This window comes from Algimonas ampicilliniresistens (assembly GCF_030159955.1).
GTDB lineage: Bacteria > Pseudomonadota > Alphaproteobacteria > Caulobacterales > Maricaulaceae > Litorimonas > Litorimonas ampicilliniresistens.
Genome location: NZ_BSNK01000001.1, coordinates 1,441,775 through 1,466,467 on the forward strand (window position 1 = coordinate 1,441,775; position 24,693 = coordinate 1,466,467).

Here is a 24,693-nt window from a genome sequence, read left to right on the forward strand (position 1 = left end):
GCCATCATGGGTTTCAAATGCGGCATTGTCGGCCTTCCGAATGTCGGAAAGTCTACACTTTTCAACGCTCTAACAAAGACAGCGAATGCACAAGCGGCGAACTATCCGTTCTGCACGATTGAGCCCAATGTGGGGGATGTCGCTGTACCGGAAGCGCGCCTCGACGTAATCGCAGAGATCGGTGGATCCGCGACCCGCATTCCGGCCCGGATGAATTTCGTCGACATTGCTGGCCTCGTCAAAGGCGCATCCAAAGGCGAAGGCATGGGCAACCAGTTCCTCGCCAATATCCGCGAAACCGACGCGATCATCTATGTTCTGCGCTGTTTTGAAGATGAGGATGTCACCCATGTCGATGGCCGCATCGACCCGATGTCTGACTTTGAAACGATTGAAACCGAATTGATGCTGGCCGATCTCGAAAGCCTGGAAAAGCGTAAACCAGGCTTAGAAAAAAAGCTCAAACAGAACGACAAAGAAGCCATTCAGACCATGCGTCTGATTGAAACCGCTATCGCTGTGCTGGAAGAGGGTAAGCCCGCCCGGACAGCCGAGATTGAAGACGATGATCAAAAAGCGTGGAGAATGCTTCAGCTTCTGACATCAAAGCCCGTCCTCTACGTTGCCAATGTCGACGAAGATAGCGCGGCGAGCGGCAATGTTTTTTCCGAAAAAGTCATGGCTCATGCCCAGTCTGAAGGCGCGCAAGCCGTCGTGATTTCCGCCCAGATCGAATCTGAAATGGCGGTTCTCGATGACGAAGAGCAGGCTGAATATCTCGACGCCATCGGGCTAACAGAACCGGGCCTCAATCGGTTGATCCAAGCGGGGTACGCACTACTCGGCCTGAAAACCTATTTCACGGTTGGCCCGAAGGAAGCCCGCGCTTGGACCTTCCAAGAAGGCTGGACCGCGCCACGTTGCGCCGGGGTTATTCATGGTGACTTTGAAAAGGGCTTTATCAAGGCCGAAACCACGGCCTTTGATGACTATGTCGAAAACAATGGCGAACAAGGCGCGAAGGATGCCGGCAAAGTTCGCCAAGAAGGCAAGACCTATATCGTCAAAGACGGCGACATCATGTTGTTCAAATTCAACGTTTGATCGCCAAGCTGGCCTCAGTCACCAGCAAAAGAGACTAAGGCCGTTAGCGGCACGTCCATGCGGCGGATAAGGTCCGCGCCGCCCAAATCCGGTAGATCTATCAAGAACGCGGCGGCCGCGACTTTGCAGCCTGTGCGACGAAGCAGCGATACCGCTGCCGCTGCCGTACCACCTGTTGCGATCAAGTCATCGACCAACAAGACTCGATCACCCTCACCCGCCGCATCAGCGTGGATTTGAAGTGTATCTGTGCCGTATTCGAGCTCATAATTCTGCTCCAACGTCTCGAACGGCAATTTCCCGGCTTTGCGGACAGGGATGAACCCAACGCCCAGTTCGATCGCCACGGCTGTACCGAAAATGAAGCCGCGCGCATCAATGCCGGCGACAGCATCCATACCGGCGTCGCGATAAGGGGCTGCCAACTGACGCACGGCCTCTGCCAAAGCCTCGGCGTCACTCAATAGTGTCGTAATGTCCCGATACTGCACGCCTGGCTTGGGAAAGTCCGGGACAGTCCGGATCGCAGCTTTAAGGTCACGCATTAACGGCATCCGTCTCTGGAAGGGTATGAGTTTCGGCAAAGGCAAGGGCTTCCCATTCCTGGAAATGCTCGTCCGCCATCAACTCTGAAATATAGGTGTCTGAGCGGCGAGACCGCGGCAAGCCATAGCTTTCGAAACGCGTGGCCACAGGTGCGTAAAACGCGTCAGCAATAGACCAATCATTGAACAGAAATGGTCCGTCATGACGGGACAGTAAATCATCCCACATCATTACAATCGCTTCTGCGTCTTTTAGACAATCCTTAGGCATTTTGCCTTCGGTTCGGCGTTTTAAATTCATCGGCGCTTCGCGGCGCAGCGCGTCGAACCCTTCATGCATAAGGTGAGTGACCCGGCGCGCCTCTGCCCGGGCTGCCTCATCTTTAGGCCACAGGTTCGGCACCATCTTGGCGCAGAACTCGGCAATCGCCAAACTATCCGGGATGCGTTCACCATTGACGTCAAGAACCGGAACGGTTCCCGCTGGACTGATTTCAAACAGGCGATCTTTGAAACCTGGTACGTCCAGATCAACCATTTCAGTTTCGAAAGGCATCTCCATCTTGCGTAGGATCAACCACGGTCGCAGCGACCAGCTGGAATAATTATAATTTCCGATGAACAGCGTCAGCGCCATATCAATATCCTAACAGTTTCAAGGCCGCTAGCAGTTGGGGTTTCTCGGTCGAAAAACCAGACCGAACCCACAGTGCTTCCAACGCAGCCAGCGCCTTGCCCAGTTTTGGCCCTTTCGGAACACCAGCCTTTACCAGATCTGCCCCACGCAATGGGAAAGCTGGCGGCGTCCATCCGAGTGCAAGATCGGCTAAGACCATCCAGCGTGATGATTCAAGCGGATCGGTTGCCCCTGCGGCCCGCAATCGAGCCCGATCTAAAATCGTCTGTTTACCAGATCGGTAAATTGCCTGCATCCGCGCGCGTTCGCTCATATCCGATGACAGGCTCTCGCCGTCCGACGCCCACGCTTTCAATCGATCTGCTTCCTTGTTCGACATACGCAACCGCTTCGCCATCAAAACAGCCGGGAGCGGTTCGCGCCCCATCATCGCCATGAGACGCAGCATTGGGTCAGGCTTGATCGCTTCGCGTCCTTCCAGCGATACCATGCATGACAGGCCGTCCACATTGCTGGCTTCAGGCAGAAGCGTGTCGAGCAACTCTTGTTGCAGCATAATTCGGACAGATCGGACGGGGTCAGGCGCAGAGAGAAGCTTCTTTGTCTCGCTCCAGACACGTTCGGCCGATAAGGTTTTCAAGCCAGAACGATTCTCCCGGCAAGCGGTCAGGGCTTCCTTGGTGATTTTGGCGTCGCGGCCATACCAAGCGACAAAGCGGAACAGTCGGAGAATCCGTAGGTAATCTTCGCGAACACGTTGGTCTGCATCCCCAACAAAGCGGAAACGGCGCGCCTCTATATCCGCGAGCCCTTCGCCCGTCGGGTCGAAAACCTCACCAGACTGGTCAGCATAAAGCGCATTGACGGTGAAGTCGCGCCGCTGCGCATCCTCCGCCCAATCATCCGTATAGGCGATGACAGCACGCCGCCCGTCTGTTTCCACATCCCGTCGCAAAGTTGTGATTTCATAGGGTTTTCCGCTGACGACGGCAGTAATCGTCCCGTGGGCGATGCCTGTCGGAACCGTCTTGATCTTGGCGTCTTTCAGTAGCGTTACAACGGTTTCGGGGGCGATCTGCGTTGCCAGATCAATATCGGCGACAGGCTCACCCCACAACGCGTTACGGATACACCCACCGACGAAGCGGGTCGAGCCGTCGGGCAACGCCGCCAAAATGGCCTGCGCGCCAGCATCGTCAATGAACGGGAGTGCGTGTTTTGAATTAGGCATCGCCGCGCTCATAGCGAAGCCGTGGAAGGCGACAAGGCTGCAATCTGTCTTGTGATCAGAGTTTAGGTTGCGTCAGCCGTTAAACGCTCGGTTCCACACGCGCCGGGTCATCCCTGCCGTCATGCCCCAAATGTTGCGGATCGTTCCGTCCGGCTCCGTATATGGCATGTAGTAGACCGTATGCATCTGATCCTCGAACGTCAGCTGCTTGGCCACATGATTGGACGGATCCATCAAAAAGGTCAGCGGAACCTCGAAAGCCTCTTCGACTTCATGCGGATCGATCACGAGCGGCGCCGCAGGGTCGACAATCCCGGCAAAGGGCGTGACACGAAAATGGCCTGCCGCGTCAAAGGACGGAAGACGTCCGAGAATTTCAATTCTGTCAGCCTGAATCCCAATTTCTTCTTCGGTTTCACGCAAGGCCGCATTCAAAACTGTTTCGCCCATCTCGGCCTTACCACCTGGAAAACTGATCTGTCCGGCATGGTTAGGCATGGTTTCAGGGCGCTGCGTATAGATTAGGTGCCAACCTGATGTGCGTTGGACGAACGGCAAGAGTACGGCGGCCACGCGCTGTGTCTCACGTGTGATCCGGTGCGTATCATCGTCTATCGGCGTTGGCAGAAACGCGCCGCGCAGTCGTTGCTCAATCGCGTCGCTCACGCCGTATGTGCGCCTTTTGGACCCAATGGGAAGAAAGCACCACCGGCCCAAACGCCGAGCGTGTCATCGCGCTCAACCGCCAGCTCAACCAACTCATAGAAGACGGCGCGATTGATCGCGGCTTCCAACCGGCCTCGAACCTGGACATACGGATCCGGCTCCATCGTTTCAGCATCCGTCTCAACCCGAATCGGATAATCGGGTCCAGCCTCAACCGTCTCATCCAGATTGGTCTTGAAGAAAAGACGCTGATCTTCGCCCTCGCCTGTCGCATCAACCCGAATCGCCAGAAACGGCGCGCGTTCAACTTGAATGCCAAGCTTTTCGACCGGCGTGACGAGATAAGTCCGCCCATCTTCATCCTTGCGCAGAACCGAGGCGAACAGATCGATCAATCCCCTGCGCGTGATCCGCGATCCTTCATGCCACCACGATCCGTCAGCCTTGATGACGAGATCCATTTCGCCGCAATAATCAGGGTTCCAGCGGTCCACGGGACGCTGATCGCCCGACGTGTCAGCCAGCGCGTCCATCAGATCCTGAAGAGAAAATCCCGCCCCATTTATGGGATCACTTTTTGGGGACTTACCGCCATTTAACGTGTTTTCAGTGGTCATGGGCCTTTCCCGGCGGCAAGCGCCTCGCTACTCATCTGTTAAATAACAAACGCACGGATACAGTATATGGGCCACATGCTCGACACCACAGTCGATCCTGCCACGGAGAAAGCCGCCGCTAAAGCGGTGGATACACTGGCGAGTGTTCGTGAGAATATTGGTCAAGTTGTCTACGGCCAAGACCGCGTTGTCGATCTGGCCCTCGCCGCCATTCTCTCGGGCGGCCACGCCTTGCTAGTCGGCGTTCCGGGACTAGCGAAAACCCTACTGGTTGAAACATTGGGGACAGTCCTTGGACTGAAAGAATCTCGTATACAATTTACACCTGACCTGATGCCTGCCGATATTCTCGGCTCCGAGGTTTTGGATCAAGATGAAGACGGACGTCGGGCCTTCCGCTTCATCAAGGGACCGATCTTCACCCAGCTCTTGATGGCTGACGAAATTAACCGAGCCAGTCCGCGGACCCAGTCGGCTTTGCTACAAGCCATGCAAGAAAAAGCCGTCACCATCGCGGGTGCTCGCCACGACTTGCCGAAACCATTTCATGTCTTAGCCACGCAAAACCCGATTGAGCAGGAAGGCACCTATCCTCTGCCCGAAGCGCAGCTCGACCGGTTTCTGTTCCAGATTGATGTCGGCTTCCCGGAACTATCAACGGAACGCGACATCCTGATCTCAACTACGGGTGCGACGCTGCCGACGCCGAGCAAGGCGATGACAGCAAAATCACTCATCGGCATGCAGTCACTGGTACGGAAGCTTCCCGTCGGTGAAAGCGTACTCGAAGCCATCTTGACCCTCGTCCGCAATGCGCGCCCTGATCAGTCTGATGATGAGACCATCCGTAAAACGGTTGCATGGGGCCCCGGCCCGCGCGCCGGACAAGCCCTTATGCTCGCCACGCGAGCCAAAGCCCTGATCGAAGGGCGCGTCGCCCCGTCCGTTGACGATGTGATCGATCTTGCCAGCCCTGTTTTGCGCCATCGTATGGCCCTCAGCTTTGCAGCACGCGCGGACGGCGCGACCATCGACACTACGATTGAGCGTCTGAAGGACCGCATCCGCTAGGCCCCATGCCGGTCGAAACCACCGCCCACACCTTACGACAAGACGCCGACCGGCTCGCGGGCGGCTATCCAGCGCTGCTGGCCGAGGCCGAGCGCGTGGCCGCTCTCGTCGCGGCTGGCGTTCATGGACGCCGACGCCCCGGCCAAGGCGAGACCTTCTGGCAATACCGCCCCTATGATGTCTCTGATCCGGCCAACCGGATCGACTGGCGGCGTTCAGCACGCGGAGATGCGGTGTTCGTACGCGACACGGAATGGGAAGCCGCCAACTCGGTCTATCTCTGGCGCGACGGTGGCCCCGGTATGAACTGGCGATCTGACAAGTCTCTGCCAACGAAACGCGACCGCGCCAGCGTCTTAAGCCTCGCACTGACCTCTTTGCTCATGCGCGGCGGAGAACGTTGTGCCGTCTTAGGCGAAAGCGAACGTCCGAGGTCCGGACGCGTCGGTTATGAACGACTGGCCCACCGTTTGGCGGCCTCAGAGGGCAGCTTAGATATGTTAGCGGGCAAACTTCCCGCCCACGCGAAACTTCTTATCGCCAGTGATTTCCTGACCGAGCCAGAGGCTTGGCCGCAACGACTGGCAACCTTGGCGGCACGGCCTGCCTCTGGCGTTCTACTTCACATTATAGACCCAGCGGAAGAGACCTTTCCGTTCAAGGGCCGTGTTGAATTCCAGACCCCCGGTGGCTGGATGAAGCCTTACTTGTTGGGACGGGCAGAACGCGCCAAGGCGGACTATCGCACCCGCTTCCAGGCCCATTGCCAGCGTGTCGAGGATAGCGCGCGGCATCTCGGCTTTACGGTGATCCGACACCATACCGACCAAGCGCCCGGACCTGCCCTGACAGCGCTCTATCAAGCGTTTGAAGGCACGCTCTGATGGGGTCGCTCACCTTACTCGCACCTCTGACGCTGATCGGCCTGTTCACCTTGCCGCTGGTCTGGTGGATATTGAAGATCAGCCCGCCCGCACCAAAGCGCCGTCTGTTTCCGCCACTCGCCATCCTAACCGGTGTCGAAACAGACGAGGAAACGCCCAACGCAACGCCGATCTGGTTGTTGATCTATCGTCTGCTCATGGTGGCTTTAGCCGTCTTTGCGCTAAGCTTACCTCTGCTACAGCGGGACGATGCGGGCGCGGATCGTCCGATTACCCTCATCCTTGACGACAGCGCCGCCGCCGCCCCGATTTGGGACGACATCACCGACGAAGCCCGACGCCGGGTTCGAGACGCGCAACGCGCCAACCAAGATGTTGTCTTATTGTTCGGAGACACGCCGGACGCGACCCCAGTTCCGGCGGCTGAAGCGCTTTTACGTCTTCGCACGGCCACGCCGCGACTTCGCAACCAGAGCATTGCGCTCCCAGCACTCCCGACAGACCGACAGACCGTTTATCTCTCTTCGGGTGTTATGTTTGGCGCTAACGATGAGCGCCGGGACAGGCTAACGCAGGTGTCCGCGACAGTCATCATGCCCGAAAATATTGACACTGTTATCGTGCCCGGCAACGTGCGCGAAACAGCGGATGGGTTTGAGACTGACTGGTTCAGCGCGCATGGAACGCGGAGCGCCTCCGTCGAAGCTCTATCAGCACGTGGTGACATATTGGCGGTCGAACCGCTCACCTTCGCGCCAGGCCGATCTCTTGCAACGGCACAAATCTCTCTCCCGCCGCAACTCCGGTCGCGCGCTGCTAGACTGCGCATTGCCGAAATGCGGGCTGGGGCCGCCACAAAGCTGCTTGATGATGCGTTTGGGCGACCATTGGTCGGTGTGTTGGCTCCCCCCTCGGGCACGTCTAGCCCGCTTCTATCCGAAGATTTTTACACTGAGCAGGCGCTCGCCCCCTTTGCCGATTTGTTCATCGGCAATGTCCAATCGGTCCTCTCTCTCAATCCGACGGTGTTGGTGATGCCGGATTCTATGAGTTCGGATACTGATGAGATTGTGGACTATGTCGAAAATGGCGGTGTTTTGATACGCTTCGCCGGACCTCAACTTGCCAAAGCCCCAGATGATCTATTGCCTGTTGCCTTGCGCCGCGGCGGACGATCCATCGGCGGCGCGCTGGCTTGGGAAACACCGCAAACGCTTGCGTCCTTTGCCAGTGAGTCGCCATTCTCAGGCCTCGCTATACCGGCTGACGTCACCGTATCCCGGCAAGTCATGGCACGTCCGGGCGCAGAAACGGACGCCAACACATGGGCGCGACTGGAAGACGGCTCTCCCATTGTCACGTCCGCCATACGCGGCGACGGGCGTATCGTTCTGTTCCACGTGACAGCTGGACCGGAATGGTCGAACCTAGCGATTTCAGGACTTTATGTCGAAATGCTCAAACGGATACTACCACTCGCCAAATCACGGAGGATCGTATCCGGAACGGAAAGCGGTGCCTGGACCTTAGACCGGATGTTGGGCCCCTTCGGCGAACTCCGCCCGCCACCGCCGCGCCCTGAGACCGTAGATGATGCGGCATGGGAACAACAATTAGGTGAGCTCACCCCCGGCTATTACCGGTCAGGCACGCGGCAGCGGGCCGTCGACACCATCTCAAACCCAGAGACCATTCAACCCTTCGCCACAGACGGCCTCAACGTTGTGCGCGGTAAGTCGAGCGACCCGCGCTCCCTCGCCGGTCTATTACTTGGCCTCGCTCTCGCCATGTTGGCGATTGATATGCTGCTGTCGGCCGCACTTTCCGGGCGACTGCGACGGTTTGCGCCTGCGGCAGCCGCCTTACTGGCCGTCTGCATCATATCTCTGCCCCAACTGGCAGACGCCAATGATCGGGTGCAAGAATCCGCCCTTGGACTTCATCTCGGCTATATCGAAACGGGGAATGCCCGCGTGGATCAGCTGAGCCAGACCGCCATGGAAAGCCTGAAACGGCAACTGAACTTGCGCACAACGATTGAACCTGTCGGAGTTCATGGGGTGTCACCGGATAGCGAAGGGCTGGAAATGTATCCCTTCCTTTATTGGCCTATTCGGCTGGATACGCCTGCTTTGACCGAGGCCGAGAGACTATCGTTGAATAGTTACATCGCGGCAGGCGGGACGTTGGTTCTGGACACAGCCGATGAAGCCGAGCGGTCTTTCCGGTCTGGTGACGCCCACCCCGGTCTATCGCGCGTGACAGAAGGTCTCTCGATTGGACGGCTCGTCAGAGTCCCGGACGACCATGTGCTGACTAAGTCTTTCTATCTACTGCAGGTCTTTCCGGGTCGTTGGGCCAATGGTCCACTCTATGTCGAGGCGGAAGGCGCTACACAGGGCGGACGCGACGGTGTGTCCTCCGTTATTATCGGTTCAAACGATTGGGCCGCAGGCTGGGCGATTGATCCGGACACTGGCACGCTCGTCGACTTGGCCAACGAAATTCCACGCCAACGGGAAATGGCGGTCCGGTTCGGGGTCAATCTCGCCATGTATGCGCTGTCTGGTAATTATAAAGCTGACCAAGTTCACGCGGCTGAACTGATCCGTCGTCTGGGGCGGGTTGAGGAATGATCGAAGAGTTCCTGTCCCGGATCGCGTTCGATCCCCTTTTGCCCTGGCCTTGGGTCATCGGGCTGGTTGGGCTTGCTTCTGTTGCAGCACTCTTCGCGGCGACGGCACGACTACGTTCTGACTTCCAGAGACTGCTCGCCGCTTTATTTTTAGGACTTGCCTTGAGTGGCCCACAACTGGTTAGCGAGGACCGTCGCCCCCTGCCTGATACAGTCCTTATTCTGAAAGACGGGTCAGATTCGATGCAGCTTGGCGATCGGTCCAGTGTCGCTGACGCCACTGAAGTCGCGCTGCGTGATGCTCTAGCCGCCACAGGTCCCATCGACATTGTCACCGTCAACATTCCTCCCGATGCAGATGGGACGAGACTGGCACGATCTCTAAATGATGCGCTGGCGTCTGTCCCGACGGGCCGCCTAGGCGGCGTGATCGCTCTTAGCGATGGGCAGGCTCACGATATTAGCGAAGCGACTGCGTCCGCTATGCCGGAAGATGTGCCGTTTCATGCGTTGATCATTGGCGATCCGGACGCGCGAGATCGCCGTATCTCGGCTGTCACCTCCCCCAAATTCGGTGTTGTCGGCGAGTTAGCTACCTTCGAGCTTCGCGTCGATGATCCGGGATATGAGGGCGAGCGTGCGCAAATCGAGGTCCGCCTCAATGGCGAACGCAAAGCCCGGTTTCCGATCACGATTGGTCAGACTTTATCGATCCCGCTCGAAATTGAACGGCGCGGACGCAATACAGTCGAGATGACAGTTGCCCCGGCCGAAGGCGGCGAGCTGACTCTGAACAATAACCTGTTCATCTCTGAAATCTCTGGAATCCGTGACCGGATGCGCGTTCTGCTGATTACAGGTGAGCCGCATAGTGGCGGTCGGGCGTGGCGCAATCTGCTGAAATCCGATCCGTCTATCGATTTGGTCCAGTTCACCATCCTGACGCAACCCCGGGTCAAGAACACTAACGCGTCAGAACGTGAACTCTCCCTCATCCAGTTTCCAAGACGGCAATTGTTTGAAGAACGGCTCGATGATTTCGACCTCATCATTTTCGACCAATATCAGCGCCGCGCAATCCCTACGAGCGACGGACGGGCACAATTGACGATTCCCCCGCGCTATTTTTCCAACATTGCCCGTTATGTTGAAGATGGCGGCGCATTGCTGCTCGCAGCCGGTTCGGCCTTTCCAACCGCAGACAGTCTATTCCTTACGCCCCTCGTCAGTGTTCTACCCACGCGCCCGACAGGTGACGTCACCGAAGAGCCGTTCCGCGCGGAATTGAACGATAAAGGTCGATTGCACCCGATCACACGGTCCTTTGCGGGCCAAGATGACCAAACTTGGGGGCCTTGGTACCGCGCCATCGGCAATGACCCTCTATCTGGCAATGTTCTGATGGAAGGGCCTGATGGGACACCCTTATTTGTTATCGACCGTGTCGGCGATGGCCGCGTCGCCATGTTGATGAGCGATCAGGCTTGGCTCTGGGCGAAAGGCCATCAAGGCGGCGGCCCTTACCGCGAAATGTTCCGCAGAACAGCGCACTGGCTGTTAGGCGAACCAGATCTAGACGCCGAAACGCTCACCGCGCGGGCGGAGAATGAGCAACTCATCGTCGAACGACGCACGCTCGGCGATGCGCCGGGCCGTGCGGACATCATTCTTCCGAACGGTGCGTCATCAACCATTGAGATGGTCGAAAATGAACCAGGCTACTTTTCCGGTTCGATGGCTCTAGATGGGCTGGGCGCCTATCGCCTACAGCACGGCGATCTTTCAACGATCGCGGCAGTGGGCATGCTAAACCCGGTCGAGTTTTCCGAACTATTACCGACGACCGAAATTTTATCGGTTCTCTCAAATGCAACAGGCGGCATGACCCGAACTATCGGTCTATCCGTAGAGTCCATGCCAGACATTCGCCGCGTTCAATCTGGTGACCTCACGGGGCGCGACTGGATCGGTATACGCGACAATAACGCCTATACCGTCACACGGTCCAAGCGTCGCCCGCTGGCCCCGCCCCTTGTCTTCTTCCTTGCCTTCTTTGCCGCACTCGGTTGGGGGTGGTTACGCGAAGCAAAATAGCCCACGGATTGCCTCCTGCCCGCTTTCGCCAAATTAAGCTGCGGTTCAGGCCCTTATGGTACACGGCCAAAAGACCTCAGGGGATTAGCATGCGACATATTCTGATAGCTGGATTGGCTGCCTTTGCCCTGACGGGGTGCATGACCGTCGCCAAGACCACGGGCAAAGCTGCCGCCTTACCGTTTAAAGCCACATATCAGACGGGTCGGTTAACAGGAAAAGGCGTGGTCGGCACGACCAAATTCGTCGGGAAATCGACCATCGCGACGGGGAAAGGTGTCTATTATGTTGGCACCGTGCCCGTGAAAATCACTGACAAAGCCCTTGATAGCTCAATCAAAGTCTTGACCGTCACGACACAAGTCGTGGATTTGACGGGTAAGGTTGTTACCGTCTCTCGCAACATTCAGGCCGCGCAACTCGACAATGAGCTGATGAACATTCGGCGCGCGGGAAATGTCATGTCTGTGACCGTAGACGCCTTCGGATAGGCTACCATCGCGCCGATGTGTGCGTGTGTGATTTGTCTAAACCGCTCCGAAATGCTACATTGTAATGGCTAAAAGGAGATTGACCTATGCGCCGCACGACTTTTATCCTCGCAACCACTGCTCTTATGTTCGCACCCCTTGGTGCCGCCGCAAAATCACATGGCTTTGAGACGACGATTGCGTCCCCCCTGCAAACCCCTGTTAAAATCGAAGTTGTTCTATCTGAGGACTTGGCGTTCCGCGCCAATAACCTTCCTAAGAAACTGAGTGACCGCGGGTCCGGTTCACGAGGCTTGGGAGCCGGGTTTTCGGGCAATGGATTTTATGGTGACCGCGCCCTTGAGCATCTTGTTGACGAAGTCCTCGAGGAGCTGACCGAAGATTTTACAAAGCGGGGCATTGCGATTTCGGATGACGCGGCGATCACTCTACGCGTCACACTCGAAGACGTGAAGAACAACCGCCCAACTTTCGAGCAAATGTCCAAAGAGCCTGGACTAAGTTTTGATAGTTTTGGTGTCGGCGGAGCAGAATTAAGCGGCGAGCTTGTCAGTAATGACGGGAACTCCCTTGGCACGGTGAATTACCGTTGGTTTGAAACCGGACTTCGCAATGACGGTTTTGCCCGGGCGAACGGGACGTGGTCGGATGCAAATCGCGCTATTTCCCGTTTCGCGAAAAAGACAGCCAAAACTCTGTCCTAAACCTGCAAGCCTGTCGGCGTCCTCTAGGGGACGCCAATATATTTGTGTGATTGGACGCTAAGCCGCCATTTCGGATGGGCGAGGCAATAGCGAAACGCGGCATCCGTGTTGGCGCTGCGATCTGGATCGTCGAGAGGCTGCAAAAAATAGTTCTCGAAGTCGAGATGTTCGAACTCGTCAGGTCTGTTGGCGAGTTGCGGGTAGACTAGTTTTAGTTCCTGACCTGTGAGCTGAACGAGCGGCGCATCCGCCTTCGGACTTACACAAATCCAGTCAATGCCTGCGGGTGCGGCAATCGTCCCATTCGTCTCTACTGCAATCTTGAAGCTCTTGCTTTTCAAAGCGTTGATGAGAGCGTCATCGAGTTGTAAGAGCGGCTCTCCGCCGGTGCAAACAACCCAGCGATCCTGCTGATCTGACGGCCATGCGGCCAGGACCGCATCGGCTAGACCATTCGCATCAAAGCGACCGCCACCCGGTCCATCAATGCCGATAAAATCTGTATCGCAGAACGAACACACAGCGCTCGCCCGGTCTTCCTCACGCCCACTCCACAGATTACAGCCTGCAAAGCGCAGAAAGACTGCGACGCGACCCGCTTGGCCACCTTCGCCCTGAACGGTCAGGTAAAGTTCTTTAACAGCATAACTCATGATCTGGCGTACTCCGCCCAACCCTTGGCGCGCAAATCACAGGCCGGGCACTCACCGCAGCCATAGCCCCACTCATGCAGCGCGTCGCGCTCACCGACATAGCAAGTATGCGTCTCCACACGGATTAGCTCGACCAAAGGCTTGCCGCCCAACTCTTCCGCAAAGGTCCAAGCATCCGCCTTGGACCGCGTCATAAGAGGCGCGTGCAAGGTGAAGGGTCGATCGAGACCGAGTGAGATCGCCGTCATTTGCGCATCCAAGGTTTCCTTCCGACAGTCGGGGTAGCCCGAAAAATCGGCTTCACACATGCCGGCAACCAAATCGGAAAAACCGCGCCGCCAACCGATAGCTGCCGCATATGTCAGAAAAATAAGATTACGACCGGGTACAAACGTATTGGGCAACCCGGAGTCGAGCGTCTCGATTTCTCTGTCGCGCGTCAGCGCGGTTTCGCTAATCGCGCCGAGCCCAACCAGATCGACAACATGATCTTCACCCAATCGTTCTGCCCAGTCCGGAAATTGCTCACGCACCTGAAGAAGCGCCCGTTTCCGAACCGTCATTTCCACATCGTGGCGCTGGCCATAGGAAAAACCCACCGTCTCGACGTGGTCGAACCGGTTCAGCGCCCAAGCCAGCACAGTCGCGCTGTCCTGCCCGCCCGAAAAGAGCACGCCTGCTTTGGTCATTTGCGTAGACATATGCGGCACTTAAGCGCCCTCACTGTTAGGCTCAACCCTGCTGGCCCGGCATGTGCATATCAGTTGGCATGCTGCACCGATTTAAAACGTCCCGTCCGAGTATCCGCATTTTGCTCGGCTTTTGGCTCATACTGGAGGTGGTCAGTATTCCGGCTGCCGCCCAGGTCGCGATGCGGCTTGGTCCGACGCTCGAACATGAAGTGTTTGTCTCGGAAATCCAAAGTTCTCGCCCCGGTGTCGCGACCTATTTAGTAACCCATAGCGGCCAGCTGGATGTCGCAATTGCTGGCGTCGTCGGCGAAGTCTCCATGCTAGTGCATAGGACTAAGCCGCAATCCAGAACGCCGGAACGCCATTGTGTTCGTCTCGCCTCTGGAGAGCCACAACTTGTATTCTCCGGACAACCAGAACGGATCGGCCAACTTGAAACTCGGATCTTCACCCTGTCCTATGATGCGGGCGCGGCTCCGGCCGTTGAATTCAAAGAGCGCATCTCGGCGCCGAGCGCGACGGCCTGCGTAGCTTAGTCGTAACGGCTAATTGATCGCGTCCAGAAACGCTTCACCGAACCGTTCAAACTTCGTTTCCCCAACGCCAGACACGGATAGCATTTGCGCGCGGTCCAACGGGCGCTTTTGCGCCATATCGATCAAAGTCGCGTCCGAAAAAATAATGAAGGCGGGCTTTCCGAGAGCCCGCGCCATGTCGCGACGTAACCCTTTGAGTTTTGCCAGTAATTCCTGATCCGCTTGATCCAATAAGTCAGGAGCCACCTTGCGTTTTCGATCTCGCTTCGGTTTGGGTGCCTTCGGTTCCGTCATCAGGAATGCGCCCTCACCTGAAACAAGCTTTCGCCCCGCATCAGTGACGACCAACCGACCATAGCGTTGCATATCGACCTGAAGGTAACCCGTCGCGATGGCCTGACGCACTAATGATTTGAAGAAACCGTCGCCCCATCGCTCACCCGTGCCGTGGCTCGGTAGTTGATCATGCCCGAATTGTCGGATCTTCTCTGTCTCCGCACCTCGTGCAACCGCAATAACGTGATTAGCACCGAAACGCTCGCCCGTGTCCTGCACGGCTTGGAACAGCGCGATCGCTGCATCTGTCGCATCAATTCGGTCCGGGGGGTTTTCACACACATCGCAAGATCCACAGGGCGGTATTGTCTCGCCGAAATAAGCCATCAAGACCTGGCGCCGGCAGGTTGACGCCTCACAATAGCCAAGCAGCGCGTCGAGCCGCTTATGCTCGCGCAGCTGATGATCTTGATCCGAGTCTTCTTGCGTGATGAATTGACGCCGCATTCGGATATCGTCGAGCCCGTAGAGCAAGACTGTATCAGCGGGATTTCCGTCACGACCCGCGCGGCCGATTTCTTGGTAATAGGCTTCCAGACTACTTGGCAGATTCACATGGTAGACGAAGCGAATATCGGGTTTGTCGATACCCATGCCGAACGCAATCGTCGCGACCATGACAATGCCGTCTTCGGCGATAAAACGTTCCTGATTTTCAAACCGAACGTCTGCGGGCATCCCAGCGTGATAGGGTAGCGCGGTGTAACCTTCCGCGACCAAAGCTCGCGCATGTTCTTCCGTATTCTTTCGCGACAGCGCGTAGACAATCCCGCTTTCGCCTTCTCTTCCCTTCATGAAATCAATCAGTTGCGCACTTCGGTTCACTTTGGGCTGAACGGTCAGAGACAGGTTCGGGCGGTCGAACCCCTGCACGATCATCCGTCCATTACCGCCGAATAACTGCGCCGCAATATCGACCCGTGTGCCTTCATCCGCCGTTGCTGTGAAGGCGGCGACGCGCGCGTTTGGGAAGAGTGATTTGAGTTGGGACAGTTGGGCATATTCGGGCCGAAAAGCTGGACCCCATTTGGAGACACAATGCGCCTCATCAACAACAAAGAGCGGCGGCTGGATTTGTGCCATCGCCGACAGCATCCGATCCGTCATCAACCGCTCTGGCGAAAGATAGAGCATATCGGCTTCGCCGCGCGACACGCGCTTCCATTCCTCAACATTCCGCGCTCGGTCCTGTCCTGAATGGATGCAGGACACAGCGACGCCATTAGCACGCAACGCCGCAACCTGATTGTCCATCAAAGCGACCAGTGGGCTAACCACGACTGTTGTACCGTCGAGCAGCAAAGACGGGACTTGGTAACAGAGCGACTTACCGGCCCCTGTCGGCATCACAGCGAGTACATTCTGACCCGATAGAATCGTGTCGATCACATCTTCTTGCCCGGGACGGAAATCGTCATGACCAAAGACGGTTTTCAGCGCATCATGCATGTTGGCGTAACGTTTTGGCATCGCCAGCCCCCTGCGGTGCTTTGGCTATCGGTTCAAGCCTGTCGATCCGACCACTTCAACGCTTTCCACAGTCCGCTCAGCTTGATAGGGCCGCGCCGACATGGCCGACCGTAATGATCCCATTGATCCGTCTCGTTCTGCTGGCGCAGGCTATATTGCGCAGGTTGAACAGGATAAAGGAAAGCGCGAACGTTCGCGTTCCCTCGCCCCCTTGGCGAAGATGTGGCCCTTTGTGCGTCGCTATCCGGGTAGATTGCTCGGTTTTCTGATTTTTCTCGTCCTCTCATCCGTCTTTACGCTGTCCCTGCCGGGTGTGCTGAAGGCGATCATTGATTGCGGCTTTTCAGACACTGTCCCGGGATATTGCACGCGCTTGCCAGTCGATACCTCAGCTGGCGTCGATGGTTACTTCAAGCTGGTGATGGGGTTCGCCCTGCTATTCTCAGTCTTCGGCGCGCTGCGTTTCTATTTCATCACAACGCTGGGGCAGCGGGTCGTCGCTGATCTGCGGCGCGCCGTATTTGATCGACTAACGATCCTCAGCCCGCAATATTTTGAACGCGTACGCACAGGCGAAGTCCTCTCTCGCCTGACGACAGACACAACCCTTGTGGAGACCGTCGTCACGGGCTCAATCTCCTTTGCCTTGCGTTCCATCGCCACCATCATTGGCTCCGTCACCTTGATGTTCGTCGTCAGCTGGCAACTCGGGCTGCTGGTCGTTGCCGTTGGCGGCGTAATCGTCGGCATCGTTATCGTGGTCACGCCGATCATTCGCCGCCTGTCACGCGATGGGCAAGACCGATTGGCCGAAGCGTCAGGCCGCGCGGGCGAAGCCATAGGGTCAATCCAAACCGTGCAGGCCTATACGCGCGAACGGCTGGAGCGCGACATGTTCGGGGCCGCCATTGAGCGGACCTACGCTGTCCAAGCGAAACGCATCGGCGTTCAATCCTGGCTCACCGCCGTTCTGTTCGCGATCGGGATGGCCGGGATTGCAGGTATTCTTTGGTATGGCGCGCGGCAGGTTATGGCGGGCACGATGAGTGGCGGCGATATCGGGGCCTTCACTGTTTATGCGATTTTGAGCGTATCGAGCCTATCATCGCTGACTGAAACTTGGACCAACCTGTTGCGCGCAGCGGGGGCGTCTGAACGTTTGATCGATATTCTGGACGAAAGCCCAACCATTATTGGCGAAGACCAGCCGAACCCGGCCGGACGCGTCGCATTCGAAAATGTCAATTTTGCCTACCCTACTCGCCCGGATGCACCCGCCTTGCATGAGGTTAGTTTTTCAGTCGAGCCCGGAGAGACGATCGCGCTAGTGGGGCCCAGCGGCGCAGGCAAGACGACCGTCTTTCAGCTGCTTTTGCGCTTTTACGATGCGCAAGACGGCATTGTTCGTGTGGGCGGGGACAATGTTAGGCGATTAGATCCGGAAAGTTTGCGGGCGCAGATCGCCATCGTCCAGCAAGGTGCACCACTCTTTTCTGGAACGGCCTTCGACAACATCGCTTATGGGCGAGACGGAGCCTCACGAGAGGACGTCATCGCCGCTGCAAAATCAGCCTATGCGCATGACTTCATCGACGCGCTTCCAGACGGCTATGAAACGGACATTGGCGAACGCGGCGCAACTCTTTCGGGTGGACAGAAACAACGCATCGCTATTGCCCGCGCGATCTTGCGCGACGCTCCGATCCTATTGCTCGATGAGGCGACTTCAGCGCTTGATTCGGAAAGCGAACGCGCCGTGCAATTGGCCTTTGAAACGCTGCGGCAGGGCAGGACGACGCTTGTGATTGCACACCGCCTTGCCACAGTCTTGAAAGCTGATCGGATCATTGTTCTGGATCAGGGGCGTGTGGCGGATACAGGTACGCATACGGAATTGGTTGAGCGCGGCGGTCTCTATGCACGGCTTGCAGAGCTTCAGTTCAACACGCTGGCGAGTTAGAACAAACAAAGAACTTTTATTGCGTGACGGAGTAAATTCCGCCATAGACGCACTATGCCTAAGCCTTCCTCCGTCTTTGTCTGTCAGTCTTGCGGCTCTGTTCACGGTAAATGGGCCGGTCGCTGCGATGCATGCGGCGAATGGAACACGCTGATTGAAGAAGCGAAGAGCCAGAACGCGACACCTGCACATAAGCGGCGCAAGGGCCGCGGCGTAGAGTTCGTCGATTTGGGCGGCGAAACCCGAGATGTCCCGCGCCTCATTACTGAAATTGGCGAGCTCGACCGTGTAACAGGCGGCGGCCTTGTTCCAGGTTCCGCCTTGCTGGTCGGCGGCGATCCTGGCATCGGCAAATCAACGCTCCTCCTGCAAACGGTTGGCGCGCTGGCTAAGCAGGGCAAACGTGTCACGTATATTTCAGGTGAAGAATCTGTTGGGCAAGTGCAACGGCGGGCCAAACGGCTGGGCGTGGCAGAACAACCTGTTAGCCTTGCCTCTGAAACCTCGCTGGGGATGATCCTAGATGGGTTGATGGCGACGAAGCCGGACGTGGTCATCATCGATTCCATTCAAACGCTCTGGACAGACCAACTTGGGGCCGCGCCGGGTACGGTCGCGCAGGTTCGCGCCTGTTCGCAGGAATTAGTGCGGTTCGCGAAGAAATCCGGCGCTTGCGTTATTTTAGTTGGCCACGTCACCAAGGACGGACAAATTGCCGGGCCGCGCGTGGTCGAACACATGGTCGATGCTGTGCTCTATTTTGAAGGTGAGCGCGCCCATCAATTCAGAATCCTCAGAGCCCACAAGAATCGGTTCGGACCGACGGACGAAATCGGCGTATTCGAAATGCGCGATACGGGTCTCGCCGAAGTGCTGAACCCGTCTGCGCTCTTCCTTGATGGTCGTGGGGATGCCTCCGAAGGCTCCGCCGTGTTTGCGGGACTAGAAGGCTCACGTCCGGTTTTGACTGAGATTCAGGCGCTCGTCGCCCCGGCGGCATTTGGCACACCGCGCCGCGCCGTCGTAGGCTGGGACAGTGGACGGCTCGCCATGGTGCTGGCCGTTCTGGAGGCCCGCTGCGGGCTCAGCTTTTCCGGCAAGGATGTCTATCTCAACGTCGCCGGTGGTCTTCGCATCAATGAACCTGCCGCCGATCTGGCTGTCGCGGCAGCCATTGCAAGTTCTGCCTTTGATGTCTCTCTGCCCTCTGATCTCGTCGTGTTTGGTGAAATCAGCCTGTCAGGCGATGTTCGTCCGGTCAGCCGTGCCGACGCTCGATTGAAAGAGGCCGCGAAGCTTGGCTTTGAACGCGCGCTCGCGGCGGCCACGCCAAAACGAGAAGGCCGCAACGATAATGCCGCCCTGCCAATCATCGCAATCGACTCTTTGCGCGATCTAGTCCGACGTGTAGAAGCCGCAGCAGAAAGAGGCCCGGACGCTCCGGAGAGCTGGGCCGCCTAACATCGGATATCCATGCTTGCTCTTTCGCAACTTTTCGCGGCGATCTCGGTAGGACCCTATGATTTCAACGGGTTCGACATAGCCGTTCTTGTCCTTTTGCTGATTTCCGGCCTCTACGCTTTCGCTAGAGGGTTCTTTCGCGAGATCATTTCCATTGCGGCCCTGCTCTTCGCGGCGATCGTGACACTCTTCGTTTACGGACAATTCCGATTCGCAGCGCGTGATATGATCTCGCCAGCGGAACTGGCTGACGGAATTCTCGTTATCGGGACCGGTTTTATCGCCTATTTCATCGCCGCGATGGTGATGTCCAAAATTGGTAAGACAATCGGCGGCGAAAAGCCTGGCTTTATAGACCGGCTCCTTGGGGCAGGTTTCGGCATCGCACGCGGCCTGATCATCGCCTCGCTTTTTGTGATGTTCTGGTCGGCAGATTATCGGGCGTCGCTCGAAGCGACTGAATTCAACGACTATATCCGCGAAAACCCCGCCAGCTTTCCGCCTGACGTCGTAGCCCGAATGCCCAAATCAATGCGCGAACAATTGGAAACTGGCCCCGCAGAAATGCCGAGCATCTTTGTCGGGTCGACCTTTTATCCGCTGCTTGACAGTATTGGAGATGCGATCCGGGGCTTGCCTTTCGCCGATATGCGCTCATATGCCGAACGCATAAAGGATGGCGATCTCGAAGGGATTGCCGAGGAGATCCGACAATGAGCCAGACCTCGGACGTGAGCATGGACATTGAAGAAGACCGAATCCGCGAAGAATGCGGCGTTTTCGGCGTGTTTGGCGTTGATAACGCGGCAAGTTTCGCAGCCCTTGGACTCCACGCGCTTCAGCACCGCGGACAAGAAGCCTGCGGCATTGCAACAACCGACGGATCAATTTTCCATACTGAGCGCCATCTCGGCCTCGTTGGCGATAATTTTACGGGGGATGACCCCTCCGAACGGCTGCCCGGCCATATTGCTATTGGCCACGTCCGTTATTCAACAGCGGGCCAAACCGTTCTGCGCAATGTGCAGCCGCTCTATTCGGAATTGCACACGGGCGGCTTTGCCCTCGCCCATAATGGGCACATCACCAACGCCTATACAATTAAGGACGCCTTGGTTGAAAAAGGCGCGCTGTTTCAGAGTACGTCAGATACCGAAGTGGTCATTCACCTGATTGCCCGGTCGGGCGGTAAGGAATTCACTGACCGTTTCGTCTCTGCGATGCGCCAGATTGATGGCGGTTATGCCTTTGTCGGGATGACAAAAGACTGCCTTGTCGGCGCGCGAGACCGTTTCGGAATCCGTCCCCTGCTGATCGGTCGTTTGAATGACAGCTATGTTCTGGCGTCAGAAACCTGCGCATTTGACATGATTGGTGCTCAGTTCATTCGCGAAGTCGACGCAGGCGAAGTCGTGGTTATCAATGAGGACGGCATTCGCAGCTTCACGGCCTTCCCGAACGCCGAGAAACGCCCCTGCCTGTTTGAATTTGTCTATTTTGCTCGCCCCGATTCCATCGTCAGCGGTAAAAGCGTTTATGAAGTGCGTAAGCGTATGGGCCAACGCCTCGCGCAGGAAACGCCTGCCGATGTCGACGTGATCATTCCCGTCCCTGACTCAGGTGTCCCGGCCGCGCTTGGCTATGCGCAAGAGACGGGGATACCGTTTGAGCTTGGCATTATCCGCAACCACTATGTTGGCCGTACCTTTATTCAGCCCACACAGGGCATGCGCGACATGGGTGTGCGTCTTAAACACTCCGCCAATCGATCCATGATTGAAGGGAAGCGCGTTCTACTTGTTGACGATTCCATCGTTCGCGGCACGACGTCGACTAAAATCGTTCGCATGATTAAAGCAGCGGGAGCCAAGGAAGTGCACTTCCGCTCTGCCTCCCCGCCTATCAAGTATCCGGACCATTACGGCATCGATATGCCGAGCAAGGATAAGCTGATCGCAGCAAATTATTCGCTCGAAGAGATGACCCATATGCTCGAAGTCGACAGTCTTGGCTTCCTCTCAATCGAAGGTCTCTATTGGGCGATGGGCGAAGAATATCGTGTCGACGAGGCGCCGCAATTTACGGACCATTGCTTCACGGGCTGTTATCCGACACCGCTGATTGACCGGGAACGGGAACTCGCGGGCGGCGGCAAGCAACTCTCTTTCCTAGTGGAAGTTGCGTAGAGTCTCATGACCAAACCACTCGACGGACGCATTACCCTCGTCACAGGGGCCTCACGCGGTATCGGCTATGCAGCGGCCAAGGCGCTCGCGGCGGCGGGTAGCCATATTGTCGCCCTTGCGCGCACCCAAGGCGGGCTGGAAGATCTTGACGATCAAATCAAAGCGGCAGGCGGAACCTGTTCGCTCGTCCCTATGGATTTGCGAGAATTTGATCAGATCGACCGTTTGGGCGGGTTGTTGCATGAACGCTATGGACGTTTGGACGGATTGCTCTGCAATGCCGCTGTGCTGGGAGACATTACGCCCGCCAACCATACGACTCCGAAAGACTGGATGCGCGTCATTGACGTAAACATGACAGCCCCAGCCCGATTGATCCGCTCCCTTGACCCGCTCTTGCGCGAAAGTGATGCGGGTCGCGCTGTCTTTATGACCAGCTCTGTTGCCCAGGCTCCCCGCGCCTACTGGGGCGCCTATGCTGCATCCAAAGCGGGTATGGAGACTTTTGTGCGCTGCTGGGCCGAGGAAATCGGCGATATCACCAATATCAAGGTCAATTTGCTCAATCCCGGCGGAACGCGGACCCAAATGCGGGCCAAGGCCATGCCTGGCGAAGACCCGAGCGGTTTGCCATCGCCCGATGACATCGCCCCGCTTATCGTCGAGATGCTCAGCCCGACTTACCAAACGCATGATAGCTGCGTCGCTTATCGCGATTGGGCGGTTGGTTGAGGTGAACGCCGCCTTCTGTTAGCCTTTTGGCAAATGGAGGACGGAATTATGAAAAAGCTTTTGATATTGGGCACGAGCCTGCTGGCACTCACATCGATGGTAGGATGTGCCAGTACCGCTGAGATCGGTGAAACCGCCAGCGCAGTAATGGAAGCAATCACGCCCGCGCCCCGATATTCCGCCGAAGCTTTCTTTATGACGACGAGCTACGGCCTACCCAATAGTAGCGGCTACACATTCGGACCTAAAACAGGCGATATCCTCATCACCGCAGATGAAACTGGCGTATTCAATGCCTACAGGATGGACCCAGATACAGGTGCGAAGACAGCCCTCACCGCGTCAACAACCAGCGCAGTCCGCGCCCTGACTTGGTTCCCGAATGATGAGCGTCTGCTCTATACGCAAGATGGGGGTGGCGATGAGCTTAATCACGTCTTTGTCCGTGCTGAAGACGGAACAACCCGTGACCTGACCCCAGGCGAGAACGTCAAAGCAAGCTTTGGCGGTTGGACAGATGATGAGACTGGATTTTTCATCATGACCAATGAACGCGATGGAAAATCTTTCGATATCTATCAATATGATGCGGATGATTATTCGCGCATTTTACTCTATCAAAATGACGGCCTGCAAATCGACGCTGTCAGTGGAAATGGCCGCTATGTCGCCATGACGAAAAACCGGACATCCGCAGATTCTGACATTTACTTAGTCGATCTCTCAACCGCCGATGCCACTCCTGAATTGATCACGGCGCATGAAGGCAATGTCGCGCATTCTGCCTACGGCTTTAGTCGTGACAATCGGACGCTCTATTATGCGACCAATGAAGGGGGTGAGTTCACGCGGGCTGCCAGCTACAATATCGCCAGCGGAGCCCGCGGAGACGCCTATCGGGCGGATTGGGACGTCAACTATGTCGGCGAATCCCCGTCGGGGCGCTACATGATAGCGATCGTCAATGCGGACGCATCCTCTGAACTGACTCTGACGGATACCAACACAGGTGAAGCCGTTGTTCTGAACGATCTGCCTGACGGCCAACTGCGCAACATTCGTTTCAACGCGGATGAAAGCGAGATCGCATTCATCGTCAATGGCGACCGGTCGCCGTCCAACATCCATGTAGCGGATCTATCTAGTGGCAACCAAAAAGCTCTAACGTCCGCCCTCAATCCCGAAATTGATGCGGACCAATTGGTCGACGGCGAAGTCGTTCGGTTTGCGAGCTATGACGGGCTGGATATTCCGGGCATTCTTTATCGTCCAAAGGGATCAACTGCCGCCACACCGGCTCCGGCGCTTGTCTGGGTGCATGGCGGACCGGGGGGTCAAAGCCGACTGGGCTATAATCCTGCGATCCAACACCTCGTCAATCACGGCTACGCTGTTTACGCGATCAATAATCGCGGCAGTTCCGGTTATGGCAAAACCTTCTTTCACCTCGACGATAAGAAGCACGGTGATGTGGATCTCAAAGACGTGGTCGCATCGAAAGATTTCCTAGCGGATAAGCACTGGATCGATGGAGACCGTGTCGGCATCATCGGTGGGTCTTATGGCGGTTACATGGTGGCGGCGGCGCTAGCTTTTGAGCCGGAGGTCTTTGACGTTGGCATCAATATCTTCGGCGTGACCAATTGGGTGCGGACACTGGAAAGCATTCCGCCCTGGTGGGAAGCCTTCCGCGAAGCTCTGTATGACGAAATGGGTGATCCAGCGACCGATGCAGTCCGTCATCGCGCGATTTCCCCACTCTTCCATGCAGAGAATATCGTGAAGCCACTGCTTGTTGTTCAGGGGGCCAATGACCCGCGCGTACTGCAAGTCGAAAGCGACGAACTTGTCGAGGCTGTCCGTAAGAACGGCGTTCCCGTCGAATATGTCCTGTTCCCAGATGAAGGCCACGGCTTTGCAAAGCGGGAAAACCGGGTCTCGGCCTCTAACGCCTATGTCGAGTTCCTAGACGAGCATCTTTAGGCTCT

General features: G+C 56.8%; 22 protein-coding genes. 14 read left to right on the top strand and 8 right to left on the bottom strand.

The window, feature by feature from the left end; genetic code table 11:
* Nucleotides 1–6 precede the first annotated feature (6 nt).
* Nucleotides 7–1,104: a redox-regulated ATPase YchF gene (gene ychF, locus QQL54_RS06830; RefSeq protein ID WP_284388978.1), complete on the top strand. Its 1,098-nt coding sequence runs from the start codon at nucleotides 7–9 to the stop codon at nucleotides 1,102–1,104.
* A 14-nt stretch (nucleotides 1,105–1,118) separates the two neighbouring features.
* Here the strand turns inward: ychF and QQL54_RS06835 are convergent, their stop codons facing one another.
* The 5 genes from QQL54_RS06835 to QQL54_RS06855 form a co-directional block, all read right to left on the bottom strand.
* Nucleotides 1,119–1,658: an adenine phosphoribosyltransferase gene (locus QQL54_RS06835; RefSeq protein WP_348520678.1), complete on the bottom strand. Its 540-nt coding sequence runs from the start codon at nucleotides 1,656–1,658 to the stop codon at nucleotides 1,119–1,121.
* Nucleotides 1,642–2,286 (bottom strand): glutathione S-transferase family protein, encoded by a 645-nt coding sequence (locus QQL54_RS06840; protein WP_284388982.1) that lies wholly within the window; start codon nucleotides 2,284–2,286, stop codon nucleotides 1,642–1,644. Before QQL54_RS06840 ends, QQL54_RS06835 begins: the two co-directional genes overlap by 17 nt.
* A 1-nt stretch (nucleotide 2,287) precedes the next feature.
* Nucleotides 2,288–3,517, bottom strand: a complete 1,230-nt coding sequence (locus QQL54_RS06845; RefSeq protein WP_284388983.1) for a CCA tRNA nucleotidyltransferase — start codon at nucleotides 3,515–3,517, stop codon at nucleotides 2,288–2,290.
* A 72-nt stretch (nucleotides 3,518–3,589) separates the two neighbouring features.
* A complete protein-coding gene (locus QQL54_RS06850) occupies nucleotides 3,590–4,183 on the bottom strand; it encodes an NUDIX hydrolase (RefSeq protein WP_284388984.1) in 594 nt (197 codons plus the stop codon).
* Nucleotides 4,180–4,800, bottom strand: a complete 621-nt coding sequence (locus QQL54_RS06855) for a DUF1285 domain-containing protein (RefSeq protein ID WP_284388985.1) — start codon at nucleotides 4,798–4,800, stop codon at nucleotides 4,180–4,182. Before QQL54_RS06855 ends, QQL54_RS06850 begins: the two co-directional genes overlap by 4 nt.
* Before the next feature lie 75 nt (nucleotides 4,801–4,875).
* On the opposite strand from QQL54_RS06855, the gene QQL54_RS06860 reads away from it, so the two are divergent.
* The 6 genes from QQL54_RS06860 (at nucleotide 4,876) to QQL54_RS06885 (ending at nucleotide 12,679) form a co-directional block, all read left to right on the top strand.
* A complete protein-coding gene (locus QQL54_RS06860; RefSeq protein ID WP_348520717.1) occupies nucleotides 4,876–5,871 on the top strand; it encodes an AAA family ATPase in 996 nt (331 codons plus the stop codon).
* A 5-nt stretch (nucleotides 5,872–5,876) separates the two neighbouring features.
* Nucleotides 5,877–6,755 (top strand): DUF58 domain-containing protein, encoded by an 879-nt coding sequence (locus QQL54_RS06865; RefSeq protein WP_284388988.1) that lies wholly within the window; start codon nucleotides 5,877–5,879, stop codon nucleotides 6,753–6,755.
* Nucleotides 6,755–9,391 carry a DUF4159 domain-containing protein gene (locus QQL54_RS06870; protein ID WP_284388990.1) on the top strand — a complete coding sequence of 879 codons (2,637 nt, stop codon included), beginning with the start codon at nucleotides 6,755–6,757 and terminating at the stop codon, nucleotides 9,389–9,391. Before QQL54_RS06865 ends, QQL54_RS06870 begins: the two co-directional genes overlap by 1 nt.
* On the top strand, nucleotides 9,388–11,484 hold the full coding sequence (locus tag QQL54_RS06875) for a hypothetical protein (RefSeq protein ID WP_284388993.1): 2,097 nt from the start codon (nucleotides 9,388–9,390) through the stop codon (nucleotides 11,482–11,484). The genes QQL54_RS06870 and QQL54_RS06875 overlap by 4 nt, the downstream gene beginning before the upstream one ends.
* Nucleotides 11,485–11,573: 89 nt before the next feature.
* Entirely contained in the window at nucleotides 11,574–11,975 is a 402-nt protein-coding gene (locus QQL54_RS06880) for a hypothetical protein (RefSeq protein ID WP_284388994.1), read from the top strand.
* 86 nt (nucleotides 11,976–12,061) lie between these two features.
* Complete coding sequence (locus QQL54_RS06885) at nucleotides 12,062–12,679, top strand: hypothetical protein (RefSeq protein WP_284388995.1); 618 nt, start codon at nucleotides 12,062–12,064, stop codon at nucleotides 12,677–12,679.
* 23 nt (nucleotides 12,680–12,702) lie between these two features.
* On the opposite strand, the gene queE is transcribed toward QQL54_RS06885, so the two are convergent.
* Nucleotides 12,703–13,332: a 7-carboxy-7-deazaguanine synthase gene (queE, locus tag QQL54_RS06890; protein WP_284388996.1), complete on the bottom strand. Its 630-nt coding sequence runs from the start codon at nucleotides 13,330–13,332 to the stop codon at nucleotides 12,703–12,705.
* Nucleotides 13,329–14,033, bottom strand: coding sequence for a 7-cyano-7-deazaguanine synthase QueC (gene queC / locus QQL54_RS06895; protein ID WP_284388998.1), 705 nt, complete (start codon nucleotides 14,031–14,033; stop codon nucleotides 13,329–13,331). Before queC ends, queE begins: the two co-directional genes overlap by 4 nt.
* A gap of 68 nt (nucleotides 14,034–14,101) precedes the next feature.
* Here queC and QQL54_RS06900 point away from each other — a divergent pair, with 68 nt between their 5' ends.
* Nucleotides 14,102–14,560 carry a hypothetical protein gene (locus QQL54_RS06900; RefSeq protein WP_284389000.1) on the top strand — a complete coding sequence of 153 codons (459 nt, stop codon included), beginning with the start codon at nucleotides 14,102–14,104 and terminating at the stop codon, nucleotides 14,558–14,560.
* 9 nt (nucleotides 14,561–14,569) lie between these two features.
* Here the strand turns inward: QQL54_RS06900 and recQ are convergent, their stop codons facing one another.
* Nucleotides 14,570–16,366, bottom strand: coding sequence for a DNA helicase RecQ (gene recQ, locus QQL54_RS06905; protein WP_284389002.1), 1,797 nt, complete (start codon nucleotides 16,364–16,366; stop codon nucleotides 14,570–14,572).
* 100 nt (nucleotides 16,367–16,466) lie between these two features.
* On the opposite strand from recQ, the gene QQL54_RS06910 reads away from it, so the two are divergent.
* Genes QQL54_RS06910 through QQL54_RS06935 form a run of 6 tightly spaced genes read left to right on the top strand, consistent with a single transcriptional unit; the run spans nucleotide 16,467 to nucleotide 24,688 of the window.
* Nucleotides 16,467–18,326, top strand: a complete 1,860-nt coding sequence (locus tag QQL54_RS06910; RefSeq protein WP_284389004.1) for an ABC transporter transmembrane domain-containing protein — start codon at nucleotides 16,467–16,469, stop codon at nucleotides 18,324–18,326.
* A gap of 54 nt (nucleotides 18,327–18,380) precedes the next feature.
* Complete coding sequence (radA, locus tag QQL54_RS06915; RefSeq protein WP_284389005.1) at nucleotides 18,381–19,787, top strand: DNA repair protein RadA; 1,407 nt, start codon at nucleotides 18,381–18,383, stop codon at nucleotides 19,785–19,787.
* A gap of 12 nt (nucleotides 19,788–19,799) precedes the next feature.
* A complete protein-coding gene (locus tag QQL54_RS06920; protein ID WP_284389006.1) occupies nucleotides 19,800–20,504 on the top strand; it encodes a CvpA family protein in 705 nt (234 codons plus the stop codon).
* On the top strand, nucleotides 20,501–21,973 hold the full coding sequence (purF, locus tag QQL54_RS06925; RefSeq protein ID WP_284389007.1) for an amidophosphoribosyltransferase: 1,473 nt from the start codon (nucleotides 20,501–20,503) through the stop codon (nucleotides 21,971–21,973). The genes QQL54_RS06920 and purF overlap by 4 nt, the downstream gene beginning before the upstream one ends.
* A gap of 6 nt (nucleotides 21,974–21,979) precedes the next feature.
* The gene (locus QQL54_RS06930) at nucleotides 21,980–22,705 is read left to right on the top strand and encodes an SDR family NAD(P)-dependent oxidoreductase (protein ID WP_284389008.1); all 726 of its coding nucleotides are present in this window, start codon (nucleotides 21,980–21,982) and stop codon (nucleotides 22,703–22,705) included.
* A gap of 48 nt (nucleotides 22,706–22,753) precedes the next feature.
* The gene (locus tag QQL54_RS06935; RefSeq protein ID WP_284389009.1) at nucleotides 22,754–24,688 is read left to right on the top strand and encodes a S9 family peptidase; all 1,935 of its coding nucleotides are present in this window, start codon (nucleotides 22,754–22,756) and stop codon (nucleotides 24,686–24,688) included.
* Nucleotides 24,689–24,693: the final 5 nt, after the last annotated feature.